The organism is Streptomyces sp. NPDC039424 (assembly GCF_055639495.1).
In genome coordinates this window covers 1-18561 of sequence record NZ_JBVKAI010000026.1, presented here as the reverse complement: position 1 = coordinate 18561, position 18561 = coordinate 1, and the positions used below count along the sequence as shown (strand labels likewise).

Here is an 18561-nt window from a genome sequence, read left to right as displayed (position 1 = left end):
GTCACTCCCCGCCTCTGAGAACTGAGTTGCCCTCGTGGGTGGCGTCGGTGGCCGCGACGTCCAGGTTCAGCCGGCCGCTGAGCCCGTAGAAGGCGACCGGGTTGCGCCACAGCACAAGGTCGACGTCGTCCTCGGTGAAGCCCTCGGCCAGCATGAGGTCGGCGACCTTGCGGGTCTTGAGGGGGTCGCTGCGGCCCCAGTCGGCGGCCGAGTTCACGAGCAGACGCTCGGGCCCGTACGTGTGCAGTATGGAGACCATGCGCTTCTCGTCCATCTTGGTGTCCGGGTAGACGGAGAAGCCGAGCCAGCAGCCGCTGTCCTTGGCCTCCTTGACGGTGGTCTCGTTGAGGTGGTCGATCAGGACGCGGCTCGGGTCGAGTGCGGACTCCCGGACCACGTCAAGGGTGCGATGCAAGCCTACGAGCTTGTCGCGGTGCGGGGTGTGCACGAGCGCGGGCAGACCATGGTCGGCGGCGAGCTGGAGCTGGGCGGCGAGGGCGGTGTCCTCGGCGGGGGTCATCGAGTCGTAGCCGATCTCACCGACGGCCACGACCTGGTCCTTGACGAGATAGCGGGGCAGTTCGTCCAGGACGGGCAGACAGCGCGGGTCGTTCGCCTCCTTTGGGTTGAGGGCGAGCGTGCAGTGGTGGGCCATGCCGTACTGGGCGGCGCGGAAGGGCTCCCAGCCCAGCAGGGAGTCGAAGTAGTCGTAGAACGAGGCGGGCGAGGTGCGGGGCTGGCCCAGCCAGAAGGACGGCTCGACGACCGCGCAGACGCCGGCCGCGTGCATGGCCTCGTAGTCGTCGGTGGTCCTGGACGTCATATGGATGTGCGGGTCGAAGATGCGCATGTCAGTGCTCCTGGGTGGCGAGGCGGAGGGCTCGGTGGAGGTCGACCGGCACAGGGCGGCCCGCCGCGATGCGTTCGGCCGCGTAGTCGGTGAGCATCCGCGCCAGTTCCCCGTCCCCGGCCGCGCGGCGTTCGAGGTCGGCCACCTCGTCCAGGGGCACGCCGGTGAACAGGCACTTCAGGACAGCGTGCCGCCAGGCGTGGGCGCCCAGGTGTTCGGCGGCATACGGGCCCATGGCGGCGGCGACGAGCCGGGTGTCGTTGGTGCGCAGGGCGTCCTCGACCAAGGGCAGGGCATCGGCGGGGGGCAGGTGCGGGAGGTGAGGCAGCACATGGAGGACGGCGCGGCGTTCGTCGGATGTGCCGTGCGCGTACAGCCGGGCGAGGGCGGAGGGCTCCGGCTGGACCGCATGAAGGAGGAGGACGCGGGCGACGTCCTCGGCACCCCGGCACCGCCGTCCCGCCTCGGCGAATCGCGCCTCCCAGACGGGCAGCGAGCGAGGCGGGGCGTTCTTGGCCGCGGCGGCGTCGACAACGGCCTCGGTCAGCCAGACACGGACGGGGGTGTCGAGCCGCTCCCACATTCCGGCGAGGTCGGCGGTCGGCTGTGTGGTCATGCGTGTGCTCCTTCCTCAAGGCCGCGCAGGTAGTGAAGGGAACCTGCGGCCAGACTCGGACCGGCGTGCGAGTGGCGGGGCAACTCCACGCTGATCAGGCCCTGGTAGCCGGTGTAGGTGAGGTCGGCGAGGGCATCGAGGACGGGCGGGAAGTCGATCTCGCCCGACCCGAACGGGAGGTGCTCGTGGATTCCGCGCCGCATGTCCTCGATCTGCACGTGGCGCACCCAGGGCGCGGCCATTCGGATGCAGTCGGCGGGCGGGGCGGGCTCCAGGCACTGGCAGTGGCCGATGTCCAGGGTCAGGCCGAGCGCCTCGGGGTTGCCGAGCAGGTGGCGCAGGTGGTGGAAGTCGGCCAGGGTGGCGAGGAGATGGCCGGGCTCGGGTTCCACGGCGAGCGGCACGCCCAGAACGGTGGCCGCGTCGAGGACGACCGCCAACTCGTCGGCCAGCCGCTTCCATGCCGTGTCCGGATCGACGCCGTCGGGGATGACGCCGCTGAAGCAGTGCACCGCGTGCGCGCCCAGGTCGGCGGCGGTCTGGACGGCCCGCACCAGCATGCGCACCCGGGCCGCGCGCCCCTCGGGTTCGGGATCGAGCAGCGAGGGGCCGTGTTTGCGGCGCGGGTCGAGGACGTAGCGGGCGCCTGTCTCGATCGTCACCGTCAGCCCAAGGGCGTGCAGGGTGCGGGACAGCCGGCTCACCCGGACGGAGAAGTCCGGCGCCATCGGATCGAGGTGCATGTGGTCGAGGGTGAGTCCGACGCCGTCGTAGCCGAGGTCGGCGAGGAGGAACAGCGCGTCGTCGAGGCGCAGGTCGGTCAGGCCGTTGGTGCCGTAGGCCAAACGGAGGGTCATGTCGGGCTCACCTTCCGGGAGACACGGCGCGCCAGCGGCACCAGTGCCATCAGCGCGCAGCCCAGGGCGGGGGCGCCGGCGCGGGCCGCGAGAGCGGCCTGGAGGGGGATGAGTGATCTGATCCCGCCTCCCACCGCGCGTTGTGTGAGGGGCGGGGAGGGGTTGAGGGTGGCGTGCAGGTACGGCCGCGCGGCCGTGGCGCCGTAGAGGGTGGCGAGAGCCGGGGCGGTGAGATCGCGGGCCAGTTGCCTGCCGGAGCGGTAGGCAACTGGGGATCCCGCCGGCCCGTCCGAACGCCTCCATGCGAGTGCCGCCCCGATGGCGCTGCTTGCGGCCAGTGCGGCCAGGGGAGCCAGGGCGGATCCGCCGGTGGTCTCGTTCCGGGCGACACGAGTCACCGCGTACGTGTGGGCGGCCAGTGCCGCCGAGGACAGGGCCACGGCGGGGCGAAGAGGCCGTCCGCCGGCCGCCACCGCGCCGAGCAGTAGGTCCAGGCCGCGGGCCGCGCCCATCGCCACCGCCCCCGCGCGGGTGTGCTTGAGCTTCAGGTCGTACGCCCAGACGGTTGCGGCCAGGCACCCGGCGACCGCCGCCGCCGGGCGCCCTGCCCGCGCCGCGAGGGCGAGAGCGGCCCCCGTGAGCCCGACCGCCGCCCCCACAGCGGCGGCTGGGGGTATGCGACCCGACGGAAGGGGTCGGTCCGGGCGCTCACGCGCGTCCTCCTCCTGGTCCGCCCAGTCGTTCAGGGCCATGCCCGCCTCATACAGGCACAGGGAGCAGCCGATGGCGAGCGTCGTACGCCGGTCTGGGCGCACTCCGGCGGCCGCCGCCCCGGCGAGCGCGTCACCGGGGACGGTGAACAGCGCCGAGATGCGCAGAAGTTGGGCCCAGTCGCGGAGCGCGCTCACGCGCGCGCCGTCCGCAGCCGGTCGGCGAAGCCGAGCAGCGCCAGGTACTGCTCGGACAGCGACGAAGCCGCCCCCGGGTCGGGATCCTTGAAGAAGAACCCCAGCTCGGGCAGCGGACCGGTGAGCCCCGCTTCGTGCGCCCGGGCGACGAGCCGGGCCAGGTCGAGGACGAGCGGCGCCGCGAGCGCGGAATCGCACCCCTGCCAGGTGGTCTGCAGTACCATCCGCGCGCCGAGGAACCCCTCGAAGGCGATATGGTCCCAGGCCGTCTTCCAGTCCCCCATCGACGGTACGTCATCGATGTGCACCACGCCCTCGGGGGCGGCCCCGAGGGTCTCGGCGAGGACCCGTGTCTTGCCGGCGTTCTTCGCGGCGGCGGCATCCGGGTCGGCGAGCGCCGCACCGTCTCCCCCGCCCAGGAGATTGGTGCCGGACCAGGACCGCACGGTGAGCGCGCGCTGCGCGAACATCGGGCCGAGCACGGAGCGCAGCAGGGTCTGCCCGGTCTTCCCATCCCTCCCGGCCACCGGTACGTCGTACGGGCCGTGAAGCGCCGGATGACGAAGTCCGGTCGAGGGGGTGAAGTTCACGTACGCGGCTCCCGTGCGCAGAGCGGCGGCGGCGTACAGCGAGCTGGCCGGCAGTCTGTCGTCCCCCGCGAGGGGCGCGGGTTCCGTGGAGGCGAGGTTGACCACGACGCAGCGGGCGAGGTTGTTGCGCCTCTGGAAGGAGACGATGTCCTCGGTGAAGGCGCTGATCAGTTCGTGATCGTCGCGCAGGTCGTCGACGAGGGGGCCACCGGTGCGTATCTCGGCGTCGGCCGCGGCAAGTTCACCGCGCACGGCGTGGGGAACGTCGTGCGGCAGAACTCCCTGGGCGGCGAGTTGCTCGGCACGCTTCGGCAGGGGGCAGGCGGCCACGTCGTGCCCGCCGAAGACCAGGTGTCCCAGGTCCGGGAGCCCGCATCCGGCGAAGGGCGGAGTGAGGGTGACCATGCCGACGGCCGGCTGAAGTCCGCAGCCGACGGCCGCGCACCCGGCGACCACCGTGGTGGCGACGGAGCCACGGGCTCCGATCAGCCAGATTCCCGTACGGGGCACTGCCGGTGTGGATGTCGATGACGTCATCACGAGCGCCTCTCTGCCGTTCTTGTTCGTGGTGTCTGCGGTGATGAGTGGAAGATCCGTGCCGGGGGCGAGAGCCGCTGTCCCCGGCACGGACCCGTTGGTGGCGGGGTTCCTCGGTCGCCTGGTTCAGGCGGAGGACCCTCGATGCGTGGACCTCAGGTCAGGAGCGCTCAGGACGGCAGAGTCCACTGCTGGTTGGCCTTGCCATGGCAGGTCCACAGGTGCAGGTGTGTTCCGTCGCCCCAGGTGCCGCCCTCGGCGTCGAGGCACTTGCCCGAGTGCGGGTTGCGGACCGTGCCGTCGCTCTGCGGCCGCCATTCCTGGGCGGGGGTGTCGTTGCAGGTGTAGAGCTGGATCTTCGTGCCGTCGGCGCTGCCCCGCCACTGCACGTCCAGGCACTTGCCCAGCGCCCGGATCGTTCCGTCGCCGGGAAGCGTCCACTGCTGTGCGGCCGTGTGGTTGCAGCCGACGAGCTGGATCTGCGTCTCGTCCGCGGGGTTTCCGCCCTCCACGTCCATGCACTTGCCGTTGACGCCCTTCACCTCACCGGTGCGGGTGCCGCCGGATCCGTCCGTCACGATGTCGAAGTCGTCGACGTCGAAGAGGGCCCCGCTGCCGCCCTTGAAGACCAGGTAGATCTTGGTGGTCGCGTCGGGCAGATCCCGCAGCGTGGTCTCCACGTCGGCGCAGGTCTCCCAGCCGCCGGTCGGCTTCACCTCGGCGGAGCCCTGCAGCGGTCCGGTCGGGGAACCGGTGTGCAGCTCCAGCGTGCCGCCCGCGCCACCGGAGGAGACCCGGGCCTTGAGCTTGGTCGCTCCGGTGAGGCGGTACGGGTCGACGCCCACGCCCTGGAGTCCCTCCTCGTCGTGCGAGTAGACGGGGATCTTCCCGGTGACGCGGCTGGAGCCCGACGGGTCGGTGAGGTACAGGGTGCCGTCGCGTGAGGTGTGCAGGACCGAGCGATCCGGCAACACGGCCAGCGACATGGGTTCGCCGACCTGGTCCGGGCCCTTGGCCAGGGGGGTTTGCACGAATGTCGGGGCCGCGGCAGCGGTGTGGGGTTCGTCCTCGCCGTGGCCGTCGTGGGCGACGGCCACGGCGGGGGTGCCGACGGCGAGGAGCAGCCCGATGAGCAGGGCCGCGCCTCGGCGGTGCCGACTGGATGGGGGGTGGCGATGCACGGTCGTCCTCCGTATCAGGGTGATGGGAACCTGGTTCTTCTCGGAGAGGCGATACTTTCGATGTGAATCGCCGGAAATCTAGCTCGCTTTCGTCGACCATGGAAGATTTAGAGCAGAACTAGGCGTAACTTTCTCCGAGCGCAAGACAAAAGCCTGGGTCGACTCGCAGCTCGCCGTGCCTCAGCGCGAGCCGTGCCGCGCCAACCTCCCTCGCCTGCGGCGCGACACGGCCAAGGCGCCACCGCCCAGCAGGAGGAGTGCGGACCCGCCGGCGGCGAGCCCTGCCCAGCCGTCGCTGTCGCCGCCGGTCGAGGCGAGATCCGTGCCATGCCCGGCTTGAGGGGACGCGGTGCGCTCGCCGCCACCCGTTTGCGGGGCGGGGTCGTTGCCACCGGGGGCCTTGGAGGGCTCGCCGACGGGCGCCGGCACGCCGTCGCGGCTGACGGCCACCGTCGCGCCGCCGGGCTTGGAGTCGAGAACCTTGATCTCGACCTTGTGAGCCTTGTCGGTCAGCGTCACACCGGCCGCCAGCGCGTCCTTGGTCCTGCCGTCCACGCCGGCCCAGTGGTCGACCCCGGGAGTCACGTCGACCAACTGGGAGGCGGCGTAGTTGCCCTGGGGGACCCGGTAGGCATGCAACCCCTGAAGTCCCTTGTCGAGGGTGCCGGACGCAGCGCGCAACTCCACGACCAGGCGATCCTTGCCCACCGGGATGTCCAGCGCGCGCACCCCGTCACCCTTTCCGTAGAGCGGGCGCAGCCTGTAGGTGCGTGACTTGGTGACCTCGGGCGCTTCCTCCTTCGACAGCCACTTGGCCCGGATCAGCTCGGGCGCGCTGAGACCCACGGCCACGGTGCCACCGCCCATGGGTGTCTTGTGACTGGTGGTCTCGGTGTCCTTGCAGGTCGCGAGGTCCGTGCCGGTGCAGGCGAACCGCATCTGGTGCTGGTAGCCGAAGTTGTGGCCGAACTCGTGGACCAGGACTGTCATGTCGGCGACCCCGCCATCGCCCGACACCGGCACCCAGGTGATGCCACCGCCGACGGAACCGAGACCGCCCCAGCCGCAGCGGGCCGTGTCATTGGGGAACACGATCGACAGGTGCGCGAAGTCGCCCCACCCGGCTCCGCGCTGTTCGAGTGCCTTCAGCGTCTCGTTGTAGATCTTGCTGTTGTCGCAGCCGGCGCCGGCGATCGGGAGTTCGATGGGGCCGACCACTCCCCCTTCCCCGGCAGCGGCGGGCTCGAACTCGGCGGCCCCCTCCGTGACCTCGTTGTAGTACGAGGTCAGGGAGTTCTTCTTGCCGAAGTAGACGTCCTGGAGCGCGGCCCTGGTCTTGTCCGGGTTCCTGAGGGTGCTGTCGGTGAAATCGACCATCACGACCTGAACCCGCCGCCGGTCGGGCTGGTCCGCGGCCACGGCCGGGTATGAGGCCGCCGCCGAGAGGACCAGAGCGGCACAGAGGGCGGAGATGGGCAGGGCGCGCTGACGTACACGCATGGTGGGAGAGAGCCTTCCGTTCGCTCGCCGGTCTCCCGACGAGAAGTCGTCGACCTGGAAGGACCGCGGAGCTTTCCGGCCGTCCCGCCGCGTTACCACTCCGTTACAAACACATTGCGCGGCCGTCCATGGAGGGCCACCCGAACCACCTAGTCACGAGTTGATAACACCGCGGGATGAGCCACGAGCGCTGGGCTCACTCCACACAGGCAGCCACCGGCGCTTGCACAGCGCGAAGGGTCCGCACTTTGTCTTTCAAGAATCAGAAGTAACCGAAGATCTTGACTTAAGTGCTTCACAACTCATCGAAACCTTTGCTAAGTTCCACCGCCAGATACACCGAAGACCGGAAACACTCGGCGGGAGGGCGACGTGAGACGCATGACGGCACGGCCCGCGAACGCACATCAGGCGCACATACTCAGGCTGTTGCGCGACGAAGGGCCCCACTCCCGTGCGCAGCTCGGCGAGTTGGTGAACCTGTCCCGCTCCAAGCTCGCCGTCGAGGTGGACCGGCTCGTGCATACCGGACTCGTCGTGAACGACGGGCTCGCCGCATCGAGGGGCGGGCGCCGGTCCCACAACGTCCGCCTCGCTCCCGAACTCCGCTTCCTGGGCATCGACATCGGCGCCACGTCCGCCGATGTCGCCGTCACCAACGCCCAGTTGGAGGTTCTCGGCCACCTCAGTCAGTCGGTCGACGTACGGGAAGGTCCGGTCGCCGTCTTCGAGCAGGTCCTCGACATGGCCGCCAAGTTAAAGGCAGCCGGGATCGCCGAAGGCTTCGACGGGGCCGGGGTCGGCATCCCCGGACCGGTGCGCTTCCCCGAGGGCGTCCCGGTCGCACCGCCGCTCATGCCGGGCTGGGACAACTTCCCCGTCCGTGAGGCCCTCAGCCAGGACCTCGACTGCCCGGTCATGGTCGACAACGACGTGAACCTGATGGCCCTCGGGGAACAGCAGGCGGGAGTCGCCCGAAGAGTCAAGGACTTCCTCTACGTGAAGATCGGCACCGGAATCGGGTGTGGCATCGTCGTCAACGGCGAGGTCTACCGCGGCGTCACCGGGAGCGCCGGAGACATCGGCCACATCCAGGTCGATCCGGACGGCCATCCGTGCCCCTGCGGCAACACCGGCTGCCTGGAAGCCCACTTCAGCGGAGCGGCGCTCGCCCGTGACGCGCTCGTGGAGTCCGGGCATCCGGGCCAACTGGCCGACCGGCTGGCCGCCACGGGCACGCTCACCGCGGCTGACGTCGCCGCGGCGGCGTCCGCTGGTGACGCCGCCGCCGGTGATCTCATCCGGGAGGGTGGTGGCCGCGTCGGACAGGTCATCGCCGCACTGGTGTCGTTCTTCAACCCCGCGCTGGTGGTTGTCGGCGGTGGGGTGACCGGCCTCGGCCACGGTCTGCTGGCCTCCATCCGCACCCAGGTCTACCGCAGGTCTCTGCCCCTGGCCACCGGCGACCTCCCCATCGTCCTCAGCGAACTCGGCCCTCAGGCCGGCGTGGTCGGAGCGGCCCGGCTCATCACCGACCGCGTCTTCTCTCCGGCCTGATCCCCATGACCCGCCCCACCGTCTCAACCCCCGCTGGCGGTGGGGCGCCTGAACCAGCACGAACCGGCGCTTCGAGTGCTCGCCCGGCGCCCGCAGCGCGAAGGGGGGAGGCGCACAGCCCCGCCTCCGCCCCCCGCCAGAGCGGTCTCCGCACCGAATCACCCGCTCCATGCCCGCATCCCACCGCGCAGGACACACAGCGCCATGACCTTGTACCGCCACGGAACCGAGGGACCATCCCATGCCGCCATCACCCCCTGACACTCGAACAGCCGGCTCGCCTGCGCCACTGCTCAGGATGACCGGGATCACCAAGTCCTTCCCCGGCGTCCGCGCTCTGTCCGGCGTCGATCTGACGGTCGTCGAGGGCGAGGTCCACTGCCTCCTCGGCCAGAACGGCGCGGGCAAGTCCACCCTCATCAAGGTCCTGGCCGGCGCCCATCAGCCCGACGGCGGCGAAATCGTCTGGCAGGGCCGGCCCACCCGGCTGAAGTCCCCGATCGCCGCCATGCGTCTCGGCATCGCGACGATCTACCAGGAACTCGATCTCGTCGAGCACCTCTCGGTGGCCGAGAACATCAGCCTCGGTCACGAACCGACCCGCGCCGGATTCGTCGTACGCACCCGGGTGGCCAGTCAGCGCGCCGCCACCCTGCTGGACAGGCTCGGCCACACGGAGATCGATCCGGCCGCACCCGTCGCCGAGCTCTCGGCGGCGCAGCAGCAGATCATCTCCATGGCCCGTGCCCTGTCCCACGACGCCCGCCTGATCGTCATGGACGAGCCGTCGGCCGCCCTGGACCCGGACGAGGTGCGCAATCTCTTCCGTACCGTGGACACCCTGACGAACGAAGGCGTCGCCATCATCTACATCTCCCACCGCCTGGAGGAGATCCGCGCCATCGGCGACCGCGTGACCGTCCTCAAGGACGGCCGGTCCGTCGCCGACGGTCTGCCGACCCGGTCCACACCCACCCGCGACATCGTCGCACTCATGACGGGCCGCGCCGTGGAGCACGTCTTCCCCTACTCCCCACGTGCGGCCGATCCGGTCACTCCCGAGGTGCAGCCCGTGCTGAAGGTGGAAGCTCTCAGCCGCCAGGGGGAGTTCGAGCCGCTCGACCTCGAAGTCCGCCCCGGGGAGGTCGTCGGCCTCGCCGGCCTGGTGGGATCCGGCCGCTCCGAGATCCTGGAGACCATCTTCGGGGCCCGTCGGCCCACGTCCGGCCGGGTGTTCGTGGACGGAGAAGAGGTCCGGCCCGGCAGCGTCCGTGCCGCGGTGCGCGCCGGCATCGGCCTCGCTCCCGAGGAACGCAAGGCACAGGCCCTGCTGATGCTGGAGTCGGTTACCCGCAACGTCTCCATCTCCACCCTCGGCCGGTTCTCCCGACTCGGCTGGATCGACCGTGCCTCGGAGCGTGCTGCGGCGCACCAGGTCACCCGCGACCTGGTGCTCCACCCGGATAATCCGGACGCCCAGGTCAAGAACTTCTCCGGTGGCAACCAGCAGAAGGCCGTCCTGGCGCGCTGGCTGCTGAGGGGATGCCGCGTCCTGCTCCTGGACGAACCCACGCGTGGTGTCGACATCGGGGCCCGCGTCGAGCTGTACGCGGTGATCCGGCGTCTGGCGGACGAAGGGCTGGGCGTCCTCGTGGTCTCCAGTGAGATCCCCGAGGTTCTCGGCCTCGCCGACCGCGTCCTCGTGCTTCGTGAGGGCCACGTCGTCCATCGCGCGCCCGCCGACGAACTGGACGAACACCGCGTACTCGATCTCGTACTCGAAGGGAACCACGCATCATGACGCAGTCCGCGGCCGCCCCCGCGGCCGAGAAGCCCGCTCCCGCCGCGCCGCCACCGCGCACGCCCGCTCTCGGCCTCCGGCTCGATCTCCGTACCCTGTCGCTGCTCGGGGTCCTGGCGATCCTTGTGCTCGTCGGCGGCGTCACCAAGCCGGACGAGTTCCTCGCCGTGAACAACCTCCAGCTCGTACTCACTCAGGCGTCGGTGATCGGCGTTGTCACGGTCGGCATGACATTGGTGATCATCAGCGGTGGCATCGACCTGTCGGTCGGTGCGATCGTGGCGCTGGCCTCGGTGTGGGCGACCACGGTCGCCACCCAGGACTTCGGTTTCTCCGGAGTCCTGTTCACCGCGCTCCTCGTGGGTGTGGGCTGCGGCCTGGTCAACGGCGTGCTGATCGCCTACGGCCGGATGGTCCCGTTCATCGCCACCCTCGCCATGCTCGCCTCCGCCCGCGGCCTCGCCCTGCAGATCACCGATGGGCGCACCCAGATCGTCACCATCCCCGAGATCCTCGATCTGGGCGAGAAGGACGCCTACGTACTCGGGGTGCCGCCGCTCGTGATCGTCTTCGCGGTGGTCGTCGTCATCGGCTGGCTGCTCCTCAACCGCACCACCTTCGGCCGGCGCACGGTCGCCATCGGCGGCAACCCCGAAGCCGCCCGCCTCGCCGGCATCGACGTCCGCCGCCAGCGGCTCTACCTCTACCTGCTGTCCGGACTGTGCTGCGGCATCGCCGCCTTCCTGCTGATCATCCTCTCCGGCTCCGGCCAGAACACCAACGGCAACCTCTACGAACTCGACGCCATCGCCGCAGCCATCATCGGCGGCACCCTGCTCAGCGGGGGCCGCGGCACCGTCACCGGCTCCGTCCTCGGCGTCCTGATCTTCACCACGATCACCAACATCTTCGCGCTCAACAACCTCCAGAGCGCGACCCAGCAGATCGCCAAGGGCGCCATCATCGTCGCCGCCGTCCTCGTCCAACGCCGCACCGCCCACGAGTAAAGCGCCAGCAAGGAGAAAAGAACATGGCTCAGCAAGTCGACGCCCTCCGCAGAAGACTGCTCTTCGGTTCCGCCGCCGTGTCGGCCGGCGCACTGCTCACGGCGTGCACCTCCAACGACACCGGTTCCAAGGGCGGCGCGGCCGAACAGGCCGCTGTCGCCGACGACAAGCCGGGCAAGCACGTCACCATCGGCTTCGCCGGTCCCCAGGCAGACCACGGGTGGCTCAACGCCATCAACGTCAATGCCCGTGATAGCGCCAAGAAGTACAAGGACGTCACCCTCGAGATCACCGAGGGCTCCAACGACACGGCCACCCAGATCGGCCAGATCGAGACCCTCATCAACAAGAAGGTCGACGTCCTGGTGATCCTGCCCGCCGACGGCAAGGCCCTCACCCAGGTCGGCTTGAAGGCGATGCGCGCCGGCATCCCGGTCATCAACCTGGACCGGGTCTTCAACTCCGCGCAGGCGTACCGCTGCTGGATCGGCGGCGACAACTACGGCATGGGCCTCAACGCCGGGCACTACATCGGCGAGAAGCTCAAGGGCAAGCCGAACGCGCGGGTGGTCGAACTCGCGGGCATGGACACCCTGGAGCTGACCAAGCAGCGCACCCAGGGCTTCGACGACGCGCTGAAGAACTACCCGAACATCAAGAAGGTCGCCCGTCAGGCCGCCGAGTTCACCGTCGAGTCCGGCCAGTCCAAGATGGCGGCGCTGCTCCAGGCCAACAAGAAGTTCGACGCGCTGTGGAACCACGACGACGACCAGGGCGTCGGCGCGTTGCGCGCCATCGAGCAGGCCGGGCGGGACGAGTTCCTCATGGTCGGCGGCGCGGGCGCGCTCTCCGCCTTCCAGGCCATCAAGGCCGACAGCGGTGTCCTGAAGGCAACCGTGCTCTACCCGCCCACCATGGCTGCCTCGGCCATCGACCTGGCACGGGCGCTCGGCCAGAGCAAGGGGCTCGGCGGCCTGGCGGAGTTCGAGATCCCCTCCTCCATCACCCTCTACTCGGCCGTCGTCGACAAGGCCAACGTCGGCCGGTACATGGCCACCGGGTTCAACTAGACCACACCGGGGGACTGGCCCCCGCCATCGCCGCGGCCAGGGGCGGGGGCGCCGCGCCCGCCCCTGGCCGCGTCAAGGAGAGCTCGCACATGAAGCCCGCATACAGGGAACCCCCGGAACAAGAACTCGTGCCCGGGCGATCCGCCGACAGACGATCCACCGTCGCCCACAAGCCTCGCCTCGGCATCGGCATCGTCGGCTACTCATTCATGGGTGCCGTCCACTCCCAGGGCTGGCGCACCGCGAGCCGCGCTTTCGACCTGCCACTGGAGCCGCACCTCACCGCGGTGTGCGGCCGGAACGGGCAGGCGGCGCGGACGGCCGCGCACCGCTTGGGCTGGGAGTCCGCCGAGACCGACTGGCGGAGGCTGATCGCACGCGACGACATCGACCTCGTCGACATCTGCACCCCCGGCGAGAGTCATGCGGAGATCGCCGTCGCCGCACTCGACGCCGGCAAGCACGTGCTGTGCGAGAAGCCGCTGGCCAACACGGTCGAGGAGGCCGAGGCCATGGTCGCCGCCGCGGAGCGCAACCCAGGACGGATCGCGATGGTCGGCTTCAGCTACCGCCGCACGCCCGCCATTTCGCTGGCACAGGCCCTGATCGGGGCCGGCCGGCTCGGCGCGCTCCGGCACATCCGTCTGACCTATCTCCAGGACTGGCTGGTCGACCCCGAGTTCCCGCTCACCTGGCGTCTGCGCCGGGAGACAGCCGGGTCCGGCGCCCTGGGCGATCTCGGGTCGCACATTGTCGACCTCGCCCAGTTCCTGGCAGGTGAGCCGCTCCTCGGTGTCAGCGCGGTCACCAAGACCTTCGTCAGCGAGCGCCCGGTCATGGCCGACGCCTCGGCTGCGCTCGCCACTTCGGCAAGTGGTGACCGCGGCCGGGTCACCGTCGACGACGCCGCCCTGTTCACCGGTCGCTTCTCATCCGGCACACTCGCGTCCTTCGAGGCCACCCGTTTCGCCCACGGACGCAAAAATGCGCTGCGCTTCGAGGTCAACGGCGAACACGGCTCCCTCTGCTTCGACTTCGAGCGGCTCAACGAACTGCACTTCTACGACGGCACCGCACCCGCCGCCGAGGCGGGCTTCCGCCGCATTCTGGTGACCGAAGCCGATCACCCCTACCTCGCCGGCTGGTGGCCGCCCGGTCACGGACTCGGCTACGAGCACACGTTCGTCCACCAGGCCCGCGACATCGTCCAGGCCATCGCCGACGGCTCCCGGCCCTCCCCGTCCTTCACCGACGGTCTCCAGGTGCAGCGGGTGCTCGCCGCCGTCGAGGAGAGTGTGTCCAACGACAGCATCTACACCCTCGTCTCCCCTTCCGACCACGAAAAGGGACGTGCGTCATGACCCACCGTTTCACCCTCTTCACCGGCCAGTGGGCCGACCTGCCCCTGGAGGAGGTCTGCCGCATCGCCCGCGACGCAGGTTTCGACGGCCTGGAACTCGCCTGCTGGGGAGACCACTTCCAGGTGGACAAAGCACTCGCCGAACCCGCCTATCTGGACTCCCGCCGTCAACTCCTTGAGGAGTACGGTCTGAAGTGCTGGGCCGTCTCCAACCACCTCGTCGGCCAGGCCGTCTGCGACACGATCATCGACGAGCGTCACGAGGCCGTTCTCCCGCCCGAGGTCTGGGGCGACGGCGACCCCGAGGGCGTACGGCAGCGGGCGGCCATGAGGATGATGGACACCGCCCGCGCCGCCGCGGCCTTCGGCGTGGACACCGTCGCCGGCTTCACCGGCTCCGCCATCTGGCACCTGGTCGCCATGTTCCCGCCCGCTACCGAAGCCACCATCGAGCGCGGCTACCAGGACTTCGCCGACCGCTGGAACCCCATCCTCGACGTCTTCGACGCGGAGGGCGTCCGCTTCGCCCACGAGGTGCACCCCAGCGAGATCGCCTACGACTACTGGACCACCCAGCGCGCTCTGGAGGCGGTCGACCACCGCCCGGCCTTCGGCCTGAACTTCGATCCCTCCCACTTCGTCTGGCAGGACATCGACCCGGCGGGCTTCCTCTACGACTTCCGCGACCGCATCTACCACGTCGACTGCAAGGACGCCCGCAAGCGCCTCGACGGACGCAGCGGCCGCCTCGGCTCCCACCTGCCCTGGGGCGATCCCCGACGTGGCTGGGATTTCGTCTCGGTCGGCCACGGCGACGTTCGCTGGGAAGACGTCTTCCGCATGCTCCGTTTCATCAGCTACGAAGGCCCCGTCTCCGTCGAGTGGGAGGACGCCGGCATGGACCGCCTCCAGGGCGCCCCCGAGGCCCTGGCCAAGCTCAAGGCATACGACTTCAGCCCGCCGTCGGCCTCCTTCGACGCGGTCTTCGGAACGTCTTACTGAGCCACTCGCGACGCGACTGCGGAGGGCACGACATGGAAGGCACGGTGGGTTTGACGCGTCGGAGCTTCCTGGGCGTCGCCGTTGCGGTCGCCGCGGCCTCCGGCATGGTCTCGGGTGCCGGTACGGCCGCGCAGGCGGTGGGCGGACAGGAAAGTGCCGCTCTGGCGGCCCAGTCGGCCGCCGACTACGACGGCTCCGAGCTGTGGCTGCGCTACGGGCCCGTCATCGACCCGGGTCTGATGGCCGGTTAGTACTCCAGTCTGATTTCGCGATCTTGCGTGGGCCCGGCTGGGGACGAGTACGGCTGATTGGTGCCAACCCGGCAAGAGCTGGGTGAGGACAGTCTGTCCGCAGGCCCCCCCCCGCGCGTGCTCTTCCCGACACGGCTGTCGTGGCTGTCACCAGGAAGGACTTCTTCTTCGGCCCCATCATGAAGAACTACGAATTCACGATGCAGGCCCGAATCACCTGAAGGTAAAGCGTCGGCAAAGTCGCGGGATGTGCCGGACCGTTCGCGTTCCTGCCCAAGTGAAGAGCGACACGAGCCGGTGGGTGGCGGTGCGGCCCCCCTGTCCACGGTCAAGCCCCCCTGACCGTCGGCGAGCACTGCCACCCACCTTGTCCGTGCCACCCTCGCTCGCCACCTGTCATGTAAGGGAGCCGCGCCATGCCACGCCCGCGGGTTGTTTTCCACGATCTGATCCTGCAGTCGGCCCGACTCGCACTGGAGCGCTGCCGGTCCCGGCCGACGCAGGGAAGCGACGCGGAGGTCGCCGGACTGCTCCGCAGTGGCCGCGCACACGTCTTCGAGACCCTCGCGCGCCGTCATTCGAGCGCGGTCGTCGCCTACCTCAACACCTGCGTCGAGGACTCCACCCTTGCGGACGATCTCGCCCATCGCACCTTCTCGAACTCTTTCGAAGCGGCTGCCGGCGGCGTGTTCCCCACTGTTCCCTGGCGGCTGCATCTGCTGGCCACTGCCCGTGGCCTGGCGGTACGAGCGTGGGCGCACGAACCCAGCGGCCCGTTCAGCCCGGGCTTTCGCCATTGGGCCGTAACAGGCGGCAACTGGCCGGTCAGCGGTCGCCACCGGGTGGCCGCGGCGTTCTACCTGCTGCCCCAGCGCGACCAGACCGCACTGTGGCACAGCATCGTCGAAGGCGAGGGCCGTACCACGACGATCGTCTGCCTGGGCATCAGGCGCGATGAGTTCGGCCCCGTCACGCACCAGGCCCGGGCCCGTCTGCGCACGGCCTACCTGACACTCCACCGGCGAGCCACCGCCGCATCAGCCGAGTGCGCGTCGCACGCCCCTTGGCTTGCGGCCTCTGTCGAGGACGGATCTCCGGACCGGGCCCCGCGGCGTCACCATTCCGACGACCTCCTGGCAGGCCACCTCGCGGAGTGCCCAAGCTGCGCCGAGGCGTACGAGGATCTCTCCGACCTCGACAGTCAACTGCGCACTCACCTACCGCCGTTGCTGCTCGGCTGGTGGCCTGGACCGCCGTATCACGCGCTGCGGTCCATGGTGGAGGCCCAACAGCCGGAATTCCTCTGGAGGGCGGCAGCCCCTGGGGCATCGCGCAGGGGGCCGAGCACCTCCCACGACGGTTCGTACTCCGGCAGGCCGCTGTTCCTGTGCCTCGCCACGGCGACCGTGGGGGTGTCCCTGGCGGTAGGGGTACACGAAGCCTTGACCCACGATGGCGAACACACCAGATCCATCAAAGTCACGAGATCTCTGCCTATTTGAGTATCAAGACTTCACAAAGCTCCCAGCAGGAGCAACACTGTCTCCAGCACCAGCACTCACACCTCCCCGGGACACCCCATGCCCGTATCCGACGCAGAACTGACCCGTGCCATCCGAGTGTCGGAACAGCACAGCGCAGGCGCGGACGATGCCCTGGAAGAGCTGTTCCGCCGGCACCGCCCGGCCGTCCTCGGCTACGCGCGGACCTGCTGCCGAGACACACATACCGCCGAGGACCTGGCATCCGAGGCTTTCACCCGCACACTCCAGGCGGTACGAGGCGGCCGCGGCCCCGAGTCCGCGTGGCGCCCGTATCTGCTGTCCGTGGTCCGCCGTACCGCCGCCGACTGGGCGACCACCGCGCGCCGCACCGATCTCTCGCCCGACTTCGAGCGCTGGCTGGAGTCCCATCCCACCGTGGAGAGCGGCGAGGACCGCGTCCTTCGCCAGGAGGACGGTGCCCTGCTGCTGCGCGGCTTCCGTTCTCTGCCGGAACGCTGGCAGGCGGTGCTGTGGCACACCGTCGTCGAGGGGGAACCGGCCGAGCAGGTCGGCGCCCTCCTCGGCATAGGCCCCAGCGGTGTGGGCTCTCTCGCCGCCCGCGCCCGCGAGGGGCTGCGCGAGGCGTATCTCGCGGCACACATCGAGGCCGCGGACTCCTCGGACGATCCGGAGTGCCGGCATTTCAGCCGTCTCCTCGCGGCCTCCGTACGCCGCCCCGGCCGACGCCTCAACAAGGACCTGGTCCGGCACCTCGACCGCTGCGCCGACTGCCGCCGTGCCATGACGGAGCTGACCGACGTCAACGAGCGCATGCGGCTGGTGCTACCCGCCGCGCTGCTTCTGTGGGCGGCCCCCGCATACCTCGCCGCTCGGCTGGCGCATGCGGAGGCGGTGACGGGGGTCTCCGGGCACCTCGAACTTTCCCCTTCGAAGTTCACGTGGAACCCCCTGGGCACCAGTGCGGCAGCCGGAGCCGTGGCCGTGGCGGCGCTCGGAGGTTTCCTGTTCCTCTCCGACTCAGGAGACGACGCCGACTCGACGCCGCCCCCCGTCGCCTCCAGTGTCGCGCCGATGCCTCTGAGCACCGCTCCCTCCCTGTCGCCGAGCCCGACACCCACTCCGAGTCACCCGGACGGGACCACGTCGCCGTCCCCTTCCGACTCTCCGACTCCTTCCGCGACACCGACCGCTTCTCCGACGCCGGCACCGCAGCTTCCCGAGGCTGCCGCGACGACTCGGCTGCGCATCAAGTCCACAGGCCTTTGCATGGAGACGAGGGGCGGCTCCGGCGCGGAGCCTCGCGAAGCCGCCTGCACCGGTGCCGCGAACGAGACGTGGGAACTGGTCCGCAACACCGACGGTCACTTGCAGCTGCGCAACCAGGCGAGCAAGCTCTGCCTGACCTATCCCGAACAGCGCCCTGACGGCGCGGTCGTGAGACAGCTCAAATGCGGCGAGGCCACGCCCGGCCAGTGGTGGGAGTACTACCTGCCGCAGAACGGCGACATCGCCTTCAGCCCGCTCGGCGACAACGGTCGGCGTCTCGGCCTCAACGAGTGGAATCTGGCGGGCCAATCGCACTCTCCGACGATCGGCATCACCCTCAACTACTACGGCACGGAGTCTTTGATCTTTACCTTCGACGGGCAGCTCGGCCTCTGAATCTCGCACCGGGCATCCAGACGGCGCGCTCAGCCCTCGAGTTCGTAGTCGATCAGGACATGTCGGCCAGGGTGCCGCACGGACGCCGGGCCCCGGTGACCGCGTGGCGCGCACCGATCACTCAGCGAACGCCCTCACGGGGGGCCGCACGGTTAGTACTGCAACGGTGCTTGCTGTGACTGATGGCCAGGTTGGTCGTTGGTGTGGTTATGGGTGGGGACCTTGCCGATGTCAGGTTGTGGGCGCGTGAACTGGAGGCGGTGCACGAACGGTTCGTGCACCGTTTCAGCAGGTCGGAGCCGCGGGA

Annotated in this window: 15 protein-coding genes and 1 pseudogene; 9 read left to right on the top strand and 7 right to left on the bottom strand. The window is 69.8% G+C overall.

Annotated features, from left to right (window positions below; all coding sequences use genetic code 11):
* Position 1: 1 nt before the first annotated feature.
* The 7 genes and pseudogenes from ACZ7L0_RS38920 to ACZ7L0_RS38890 form a co-directional block, all read right to left on the bottom strand.
* Complete coding sequence (locus tag ACZ7L0_RS38920; RefSeq protein WP_471247311.1) at positions 2 to 850, bottom strand: TatD family hydrolase; 849 nt, start codon at positions 848 to 850, stop codon at positions 2 to 4.
* Position 851: 1 nt separating this feature from the next.
* Positions 852 to 1466 carry an EboA domain-containing protein gene (locus ACZ7L0_RS38915; protein ID WP_471247310.1) on the bottom strand — a complete coding sequence of 205 codons (615 nt, stop codon included), beginning with the start codon at positions 1464 to 1466 and terminating at the stop codon, positions 852 to 854.
* Positions 1463 to 2323, bottom strand: a complete 861-nt coding sequence (locus ACZ7L0_RS38910) for a sugar phosphate isomerase/epimerase family protein (protein ID WP_471247309.1) — start codon at positions 2321 to 2323, stop codon at positions 1463 to 1465. Before ACZ7L0_RS38910 ends, ACZ7L0_RS38915 begins: the two co-directional genes overlap by 4 nt.
* Positions 2320 to 3231: an SCO3242 family prenyltransferase gene (locus ACZ7L0_RS38905; protein ID WP_471247308.1), complete on the bottom strand. Its 912-nt coding sequence runs from the start codon at positions 3229 to 3231 to the stop codon at positions 2320 to 2322. Before ACZ7L0_RS38905 ends, ACZ7L0_RS38910 begins: the two co-directional genes overlap by 4 nt.
* Entirely contained in the window at positions 3228 to 4358 is a 1131-nt protein-coding gene (locus ACZ7L0_RS38900) for an inositol-3-phosphate synthase (protein ID WP_471247307.1), read from the bottom strand. The genes ACZ7L0_RS38905 and ACZ7L0_RS38900 overlap by 4 nt, the downstream gene beginning before the upstream one ends.
* A gap of 170 nt (positions 4359 to 4528) precedes the next feature.
* Positions 4529 to 5203, bottom strand: a pseudogene (locus ACZ7L0_RS38895) (ricin-type beta-trefoil lectin domain protein); the annotation flags it as partial.
* A gap of 516 nt (positions 5204 to 5719) precedes the next feature.
* The gene (locus tag ACZ7L0_RS38890) at positions 5720 to 7039 is read right to left on the bottom strand and encodes an LPXTG cell wall anchor domain-containing protein (protein WP_471247306.1); all 1320 of its coding nucleotides are present in this window, start codon (positions 7037 to 7039) and stop codon (positions 5720 to 5722) included.
* A 381-nt stretch (positions 7040 to 7420) separates the two neighbouring features.
* Between ACZ7L0_RS38890 and ACZ7L0_RS38885 the strand changes: the two genes are divergently transcribed.
* From ACZ7L0_RS38885 to ACZ7L0_RS38845, 9 genes are all read left to right on the top strand, one after another.
* Complete coding sequence (locus ACZ7L0_RS38885; RefSeq protein ID WP_471247389.1) at positions 7421 to 8596, top strand: ROK family transcriptional regulator; 1176 nt, start codon at positions 7421 to 7423, stop codon at positions 8594 to 8596.
* Positions 8597 to 8837: 241 nt separating this feature from the next.
* Complete coding sequence (locus tag ACZ7L0_RS38880) at positions 8838 to 10397, top strand: sugar ABC transporter ATP-binding protein (RefSeq protein ID WP_471247305.1); 1560 nt, start codon at positions 8838 to 8840, stop codon at positions 10395 to 10397.
* Positions 10394 to 11404, top strand: coding sequence for an ABC transporter permease (locus tag ACZ7L0_RS38875; RefSeq protein WP_468607381.1), 1011 nt, complete (start codon positions 10394 to 10396; stop codon positions 11402 to 11404). The genes ACZ7L0_RS38880 and ACZ7L0_RS38875 overlap by 4 nt, the downstream gene beginning before the upstream one ends.
* 23 nt (positions 11405 to 11427) lie before the next feature.
* Positions 11428 to 12474 carry a substrate-binding domain-containing protein gene (locus tag ACZ7L0_RS38870; protein WP_471247304.1) on the top strand — a complete coding sequence of 349 codons (1047 nt, stop codon included), beginning with the start codon at positions 11428 to 11430 and terminating at the stop codon, positions 12472 to 12474.
* A gap of 89 nt (positions 12475 to 12563) precedes the next feature.
* A complete protein-coding gene (locus ACZ7L0_RS38865) occupies positions 12564 to 13835 on the top strand; it encodes a Gfo/Idh/MocA family protein (RefSeq protein ID WP_471247303.1) in 1272 nt (423 codons plus the stop codon).
* Positions 13832 to 14836, top strand: a complete 1005-nt coding sequence (locus ACZ7L0_RS38860; RefSeq protein WP_471247302.1) for a sugar phosphate isomerase/epimerase family protein — start codon at positions 13832 to 13834, stop codon at positions 14834 to 14836. Before ACZ7L0_RS38865 ends, ACZ7L0_RS38860 begins: the two co-directional genes overlap by 4 nt.
* 32 nt (positions 14837 to 14868) lie before the next feature.
* Positions 14869 to 15087 (top strand): hypothetical protein, encoded by a 219-nt coding sequence (locus tag ACZ7L0_RS38855; RefSeq protein ID WP_471247301.1) that lies wholly within the window; start codon positions 14869 to 14871, stop codon positions 15085 to 15087.
* Positions 15088 to 15503: 416 nt separating this feature from the next.
* Complete coding sequence (locus ACZ7L0_RS38850) at positions 15504 to 16589, top strand: hypothetical protein (protein WP_471247300.1); 1086 nt, start codon at positions 15504 to 15506, stop codon at positions 16587 to 16589.
* A 78-nt stretch (positions 16590 to 16667) separates the two neighbouring features.
* On the top strand, positions 16668 to 18254 hold the full coding sequence (locus ACZ7L0_RS38845) for a sigma-70 family RNA polymerase sigma factor (RefSeq protein ID WP_471247299.1): 1587 nt from the start codon (positions 16668 to 16670) through the stop codon (positions 18252 to 18254).
* Positions 18255 to 18561 lie beyond the last annotated feature (307 nt).

Coding starts and splice junctions, on each gene's coding strand:
- ACZ7L0_RS38890 (WP_471247306.1), bottom strand. CDS start 7,039: ATGCGTGTACGTCAGCGCGCCCTGCCCATCTCCGCCCTCTGTGCCGCT.
- ACZ7L0_RS38870 (WP_471247304.1), top strand. CDS start 11,428: ATGGCTCAGCAAGTCGACGCCCTCCGCAGAAGACTGCTCTTCGGTTCC.
- ACZ7L0_RS38920 (WP_471247311.1), bottom strand. CDS start 850: ATGCGCATCTTCGACCCGCACATCCATATGACGTCCAGGACCACCGAC.
- ACZ7L0_RS38855 (WP_471247301.1), top strand. CDS start 14,869: ATGGAAGGCACGGTGGGTTTGACGCGTCGGAGCTTCCTGGGCGTCGCC.
- ACZ7L0_RS38845 (WP_471247299.1), top strand. CDS start 16,668: ATGCCCGTATCCGACGCAGAACTGACCCGTGCCATCCGAGTGTCGGAA.
- ACZ7L0_RS38880 (WP_471247305.1), top strand. CDS start 8,838: ATGCCGCCATCACCCCCTGACACTCGAACAGCCGGCTCGCCTGCGCCA.
- ACZ7L0_RS38865 (WP_471247303.1), top strand. CDS start 12,564: ATGAAGCCCGCATACAGGGAACCCCCGGAACAAGAACTCGTGCCCGGG.
- ACZ7L0_RS38885 (WP_471247389.1), top strand. CDS start 7,421: ATGACGGCACGGCCCGCGAACGCACATCAGGCGCACATACTCAGGCTG.
- ACZ7L0_RS38915 (WP_471247310.1), bottom strand. CDS start 1,466: ATGACCACACAGCCGACCGCCGACCTCGCCGGAATGTGGGAGCGGCTC.
- ACZ7L0_RS38900 (WP_471247307.1), bottom strand. CDS start 4,358: ATGACGTCATCGACATCCACACCGGCAGTGCCCCGTACGGGAATCTGG.
- ACZ7L0_RS38875 (WP_468607381.1), top strand. CDS start 10,394: ATGACGCAGTCCGCGGCCGCCCCCGCGGCCGAGAAGCCCGCTCCCGCC.
- ACZ7L0_RS38850 (WP_471247300.1), top strand. CDS start 15,504: ATGCCACGCCCGCGGGTTGTTTTCCACGATCTGATCCTGCAGTCGGCC.
- ACZ7L0_RS38910 (WP_471247309.1), bottom strand. CDS start 2,323: ATGACCCTCCGTTTGGCCTACGGCACCAACGGCCTGACCGACCTGCGC.
- ACZ7L0_RS38860 (WP_471247302.1), top strand. CDS start 13,832: ATGACCCACCGTTTCACCCTCTTCACCGGCCAGTGGGCCGACCTGCCC.